A 6449-nucleotide genomic window follows, 5' to 3' on the forward strand; every position below is an offset into this window, starting at 1 on the left:
GGTGTTCCAGTCCTACGCGCTCTATCCGAACATGAATGTCGGCGAGAACATTTCCTTCGGGCTCGAAATGCACGGCGTGCCGAAGGAAGAACGCGAAAAGGCGATCGACAGCGTCGCCGATCTCCTGCAGATCAAGCACCTTCTGAAGCGCAAGCCCGGCCAGCTTTCCGGCGGCCAGCGCCAGCGCGTCGCCATGGGCCGGGCACTGGTGCGCGATCCGGACGTGTTCCTGTTCGACGAGCCGCTCTCCAACCTTGATGCCAAGCTGCGCGTCGACATGCGTACCGAGATCAAGAAGCTGCACCAGAAGCTCGGCACCACGATCGTTTACGTGACCCATGACCAGATCGAAGCGCTGACGCTGTCGACGCGGATCGCGGTGATGTTCGGCGGCCATGTGCAGCAGCTCGGCACGCCGAAGGAAATCTACGACAATCCGGCCAACATGTTCGTGGCCGGTTTCATGGGCTCGCCCTCGATGAACCTGTTTCCGGCCAAGGTCACGGTCGAAGGCGGCAGGGCGGTGGCGAAATTCGCGCTTGCCGATGGCAGCAACGCCGAACTGCCCTTCCCCGATGGTTCGATGACCGATCACGGAGGGCGGGACATCATTCTCGGCATCCGCCCGGAGGCGATCACCGACGAGCTGGGGGTCGACCGCTCGTCGAATGCCGTGCACATCATCAAGGCCAGGGTCGAGGTGACGGAACCCGCCGGCTCCGATACCTTTGCGGTCGCCGAAATGGGCGGCAAGGAGGTCACGGCCCGGTTCCGCGCCGATGTCGAGGTCAAGCCGGGCGATGTCTTCCCCTTCGCCGTCAACATGGACAAGGCCGTCGCCTTCGACCCGAAAACCGAAGAGCGGCTCCGATAGAAATGCAGGTTTCGCCTGATGTGGTCATCATCGGCTCCGGCATGGGCGGGGCAACACTTGCCGCAAGCCTCGCCCCCACAGGGGCCGAGATCCTGATCCTGGAACGCGGGCAGCAGATCCCCGACGATGCGCCTGCGCGCGATCCGGACCGGATCTATAGAAACAGCGCCTTCCGCTCAGATGAGACCTGGCTGGACGAGACCGGCAAGCCGTTCTCGCCCGGCAATTATTACAATGTCGGGGGCAATACCAAGCTCTATGGCGCGGTGCTCTACCGCTACCGCCGGCAGGATTTCCAGGCGATGGAGCATCTCGGCGGCATCTCTCCCGCCTGGCCGTTTCCCTATGAGACGCTCGCGCCCTATTATGATGCCGCCGAAGCGCTCTATCAGGTGCGTGGCGATTTCACCGAGGACCCGACCGAGCCGCCCCATGCCGGGCCCTATCCCTATCCGGCCATACCGGACGAGCCGGCCCTCGCGGCCGTTCGTCGCCGGCTGGAGAAGGCGGGGCTGCACCCGGCGGCACTGCCGCTCGGCGTCGATCTCGATCGCTGGCTTTCCCACGGCAATGACGGCTGGGACGGCTATCCCGATACCCGCTCCGGCAAGATGGATGCGGAGACCTGCGCCCTCGCCGCCGCATTGTATCATAACAATGTGCGCATGGAAATGGGCGCCCGCGTGACCCAACTGACGGCGGCTCCCGATGGCCGCCGCATCGCCAGCGTAACCTATGAGCAGGCCGGTGAAACCGTCACGGTGACGCCCCGGGTCGTGGCGCTTGCCGCCGGCGCGGTGCAGACCGCCGCGCTTCTTCTCAAGTCCGGCCTTGCCAATTCCTCCGGCGCGGTCGGCCGCCATTTCATGAACCACAACGCTACCGCGATGATCGCCTATGATCCGCGCTTTCATAATGACGCGGTCTACCAGAAGACCTTCGCGATCAATGACTGGTATCTCGCCGACGGCGATAACGGCCCGCCGCTCGGCAATGTGCAATTGCTCGGCCGTGTGGTGCCGAAAATCCTGAAGGCGACGACGCCCTCCATGCCGATGGCGCTCGCAACCCATCTTTCGCGCCATTCGGTTGATTTCTACGCGATCTCCGAGGACCTGCCGGACCCGGAAAGCCGGGTGGTGCTGAACGGCAACGACATCCAGCTCCTGTGGCGGCGCTCCAATATGGAGGCGCACAACCGGCTGGTGAAGCGGATGAAGCAGGCGCTGCGGCGCGCCGGCTTTCCGATCGTGCTGTCGCGCCTGTTCGATGGCCGCGTGCCCTCGCACCAGTGCGGCACCGCGCGGCTCGGAGATGATCCAGGAACCGCCGTGCTCGATCCCGATTGCCGCAGTTTCGACCATGACAACCTCTATATCACCGATGCATCGGCGCTGCCGACGTCAGCCGCCGTGAACCCGTCACTGACGATCGCGGCGCTGGCGCTGAAGGCAGGCGACGCCATCAAACGGGAGCTTGCGTCATGAAAACCGCGCTGATCACCGGCGGCCAGCAGGGCATCGGCCTCGGCATCGCAACGATGCTCGCTGGAGCGGGCTATTCTGTTGCAATTGCAGCGGAGACAGACCCCGACAGCCCGATCGTCCAAGACGCGCTCGCGATTCTTGGCTCCAAGGCCCGTTACTATCGCCACGACGTGCGCGATATCGCCGCGATCCCGACCCTTCTGGACCGGGTCGAGGACGATCTCGGGCCGCTCACCACCTTCGTCTCCAATGCCGGCGTCGGCGCGCCGATCCGCGGCGACATGCTCGACCTGTCGCCGGAAAACTTCGATTTCGTGATGTCGGTGAACCTGAAGGGCGCCTTCTTCCTCGCCCAGGAAGCCGCAAAGCGGATGCTCGGCCATGATGAGGGCTACCGCTCGATCATCTTCATCACCTCGGTCAGTGCCGAAATGGTCTCTATCGAGCGCGCCGAATATTGCCTTTCCAAGGCAGCCGCCGCAATGGCCGCAAAACTGTTCGCCGCGCGACTGGCCTCAGAGAATATCGGAGTCTTCGACATCCGCCCCGGCATCATCGAAACCGGCATGACGGCGGGCGTGAAGGACAAATACACCGCCCGCATCGAAGTCGGCCTCGTCCCCGCCGCCCGCTGGGGCACGCCGCAGGACGTCGCCGCCGCCGTGCTGCCGCTCGTGCGCGGCGACTTCGCCTTCGCCACCGGCTCGGTGATCGCGGCGGATGGCGGGCTTTCGATTTCAAGACTGTGAGACGTTTTCCGTAAGGCGAGCTTTGCAGCCTTTGCCGCGGCGCGGTGATCGCCATCAGCCGCCGGCAGCGCCTTTGCCTTCCTCGGGCAGCAGTTCGGACATGCAGTCGGACGACACTGTGCCTTGTCGGTAAGCCGGAAAACAAAAAAGCCCGGCGAACCGGGCTTTTTGCGGCGTTTCAGAACATCCACGGACGTTCCGAAACATGAAATTGGTGCCCAGAAGAGGACTCGAACCTCCACACCCTTGCGAGTACCAGCACCTGAAGCTGGCGCGTCTACCAATTCCGCCATCTGGGCAATGACGGCTCGTTTAAGAGGCGTGGCGGCATTAGTCAACGGGTATTTGACGTTTTCGCGACAAAAACTTCCGCGCCCCGGAAAGCAGATCGAGCGTCGCCTTCAGTCTTGCGTTCCGGCGCCCCCGACCTTATCGACGTGACCGAGATCGCGCTCGGGATCGACGATATCGCGGACCTTCTGCTTGAGCTCCTTCGGCCCGGGAAAGCCGCCGTCGCGCTTGCGCTCCCAGATCAGTTCATCATCGACCCAGATCTCGAAAATGCCGCCGGTGCGCGGCTCGAGCGTGACCGAACCGATTTCGAGCGAGAAGGTCGAGAGCAGTTCCTGCGCCATCCATGCCGAACGCATCAGCCAGTTGCACATGCTGCAATAGACGATTCGGATTCTCGGTTTTTCAGCCATCAGCCGCCTCCTTTTCGCGTTTGCCTCTCAATAGAACAGTTTCGGGTCCGGTGGATACCGGTTCATCGTCCGCGACAGCGGAAAACACAAGGGCGTTTCGGCGCATGCCGGGTTCGGTTTTGCGGCCATGACGCGAAAGCGGGCAGTGAGCCTTCCATGCAACGGTGCGGCGGGGATGGAACCAAGTCAGCCTTCTTGCAGTTGATTTTTGAAGCCAGATAAGCCTTTCTTGTACCCGAACCGATTGCGAAAGAGCGCGCCCGTGAAAACGATCCCGATCCTGACCCTCGTCTGCTGCACAGTGCTTGCCGCGTCCTGCACCACCACGCCCCAGTCCGGACGTCTGCCTTCGACGCCGTCCGCGCCGCAGGCTCCCGTTTCCGCCGTCGATGGCGAATGGCGCGACAAGGACGGGATCATATCGCGCTTTGCCGGCGGCCGGTTCGAGACGCTTTCGGCCGACAGCAACACCACGCTTGCCATCGGCACCTACACCGAGACCGGCAATCTGATCGAAATCGAGTTGACCTCGGTGCTGCGCCGGACCCAGTCCAGGGTCAACTGCGCGCTGGTGGCCCCCTATCTGATGAACTGCACGCCGAGCCAGGGCGCGAAATTCTCGCTCTACAAGCCGAGCATGGCCCCCGTCGGCTTCACCCTGCCCGACCTCTCCCAGCAGGTGGCGAGCGCTCAACCCTCCCAGACAATGCCGGCCAACACCATGACGCCGCCCGCGTCGATGCCGGCCGCCACGCCATCGGTGAATTTCTCCGGCGCGGGGACCGGCGGCAGTTTCTGACAACGCGGTTTGGCGGCTCGCCTTTTCCCGGCTCGCGCGGCCGGGAGGCCCGCTTTTATGCCCTCTCCTGAAATCGGCACTTGACGCGACCGTTTAAAACGTCGTCACATTCCCATGTGAAGTTAAGTGCCGGGCGGCAAGTGCCGCGTTTTATTCTGCACCAGGAGTTTGCCATGCATTCCCTTTCGAAAGCCGCCCTGTTCGCGGCAACCGCGCTGACCCTTTCAGCCGGCAGCGCCCTTGCCGATTTCGACCTCGAAATCCTGCACAACAATGATTTCCATTCGCGCTTCGAGTCGATAAACGGTTATGATTCCGCCTGCTCGGCCGAAGATGAGACCGAAGGCAAGTGTTTCGGCGGCGCGGCGAGGCTTCTGACCGCGATCAACGAAACCCGCGACGCGCTCGAGGCCGAGGGCAAGAACGTGATCCTGCTCAACGCCGGTGACAATTTCCAGGGCTCGCTGTTCTACACCTTCTACAAGGGCGAGATGGAAGCCGAGTTCATGAATATGCTCGGCTATGACGCGATGACCGTCGGCAACCATGAATTCGACGACAGCGAGGACGGACTGAAGACCTTTCTCGATATCGTCGAGTTTCCGGTCGTCACCGCCAATGTGAAGACCAACGCCGATTCCTCCGTCAACGACATGATCGAACCCTCGATCGTGCTCGATATCGGCGGCGAGAAGGTCGGCATCATCGGCGCGGTCACCAACGACACGCCGGAAATCGCCAATCCCGGCAAGAACATCGACATCACCGTCGATGTCGATGCCATCAAGGAACAGGTTGCAGTGTTGACGGATCAGGGCGTCAACAAGATCATCGCGCTGACCCATGTCGGCTATCCCCGCGACCTCGCCGCGATCGCGGTGATTCCGGGAATCGACGTGGTCGTCGGCGGCCATTCGCACACGCTTCTGTCGAATACCGACGAGAAGGCCGAAGGCCCCTATCCGACCATGGTCGACAATCCGGATGGCTACAAGGTGCCGGTGGTGCAGGCCAACCAGTATGGCAAATATCTCGGCGATCTCGAGGTCGTGTTCAACGATGACGGCGTCGTGACCTCGGCCAAGGGCGATCCGATCCTGCTCGACGCCAGCGTGACGCCGGACGCGGAGGTTCTTGCCTGGATTTCCGAAAAGGCGGTCCCGCTCGAGGAACTGAAGAACGAGGAAGTCGGCGAAGCCGGCGGCGAGATCGTCGGCGACCGAAATGTCTGCCGCGCCGAGGAGTGCTCGATGGGCAACCTCGTGGCCGATGCCATGCTCGCGCGCGTCGCCGACCAGGGTATCACGCTCGCGATCCAGAACGGCGGCGGCGTGCGCGCCTCGATCGACGCGGGAACGGTGACCATGGGCGAGGTGCTGACCGTGCTGCCGTTCCAGAACACGATCGCGACCTTCCAGCTCAAGGGCGCCGATGTGATTGCAGCGCTTGAAAACGGCCTGTCGCAGATCGAGGAGGGCGCCGGCCGCTATCCGCAGGTCGCCGGCATGAAATACACCTATGATTCCAGCAAAGAACCGGGCAGCCGCGTGGTCTCGGTCGAGGTCGCCGACGGCAATGGCGGCTTCACGCCGATCGACGAGACCGCCACCTACGGCATCGTCACCAACAATTATGTGCGCGGCGGCGGCGACGGCTATGCCGTGTTCGCCGAAAAGGGCATGAACGCCTATGATTTCGGCCCCAACCTGGAAGATGCCGTTGCCGAATATATCGGCATGAACAGCCCCTACCAGCCCTATACCGACGGCCGTATTACCGACGTGGCGAAGTAGGCAAGCCTCTCAGCCCACGATCTCCCCCTCAAGGGCAGGGCTA

General features: G+C 62.7%; 6 protein-coding genes and 1 tRNA gene. 5 read left to right on the top strand and 2 right to left on the bottom strand.

Translation table 11 applies throughout. The features are described from left to right. From B4E36_RS10495 to B4E36_RS10505, 3 genes are all read left to right on the top strand, one after another. Positions 1-874: ABC transporter ATP-binding protein (locus tag B4E36_RS10495; protein ID WP_345900322.1), on the top strand; the 874-nt coding region annotated here is incomplete at its 5' end. 2 nt (positions 875-876) lie between these two features. After that, a complete protein-coding gene (locus B4E36_RS10500; protein ID WP_292059062.1) occupies positions 877-2361 on the top strand; it encodes a GMC oxidoreductase in 1485 nt (494 codons plus the stop codon). Next, positions 2358-3110: a 3-ketoacyl-ACP reductase gene (locus B4E36_RS10505; protein WP_292059064.1), complete on the top strand. Its 753-nt coding sequence runs from the start codon at positions 2358-2360 to the stop codon at positions 3108-3110. The genes B4E36_RS10500 and B4E36_RS10505 overlap by 4 nt, the downstream gene beginning before the upstream one ends. 212 nt (positions 3111-3322) lie before the next feature. Here the strand turns inward: B4E36_RS10505 and B4E36_RS10510 are convergent. Both B4E36_RS10510 and B4E36_RS10515 read right to left on the bottom strand, forming a co-directional pair. Continuing rightward, positions 3323-3409 (bottom strand) — tRNA-Leu (locus tag B4E36_RS10510). Positions 3410-3511: 102 nt separating this feature from the next. Then, entirely contained in the window at positions 3512-3814 is a 303-nt protein-coding gene (locus B4E36_RS10515) for a SelT/SelW/SelH family protein (protein WP_292059066.1), read from the bottom strand. 262 nt (positions 3815-4076) lie between these two features. Between B4E36_RS10515 and B4E36_RS10520 the strand changes: the two genes are divergently transcribed. Together B4E36_RS10520 and B4E36_RS10525 are read left to right on the top strand one after the other, a co-directional pair. Continuing rightward, the gene (locus B4E36_RS10520) at positions 4077-4613 is read left to right on the top strand and encodes a hypothetical protein (protein WP_292059068.1); all 537 of its coding nucleotides are present in this window, start codon (positions 4077-4079) and stop codon (positions 4611-4613) included. Positions 4614-4786: 173 nt separating this feature from the next. Beyond that, positions 4787-6406 (top strand): bifunctional metallophosphatase/5'-nucleotidase, encoded by a 1620-nt coding sequence (locus B4E36_RS10525; RefSeq protein ID WP_345900323.1) that lies wholly within the window; start codon positions 4787-4789, stop codon positions 6404-6406. Positions 6407-6449: the final 43 nt, after the last annotated feature.

This window comes from Martelella sp. UBA3392, from assembly GCF_002358775.1.
Classification (GTDB): domain Bacteria; phylum Pseudomonadota; class Alphaproteobacteria; order Rhizobiales; family Rhizobiaceae; genus Martelella; species Martelella mediterranea.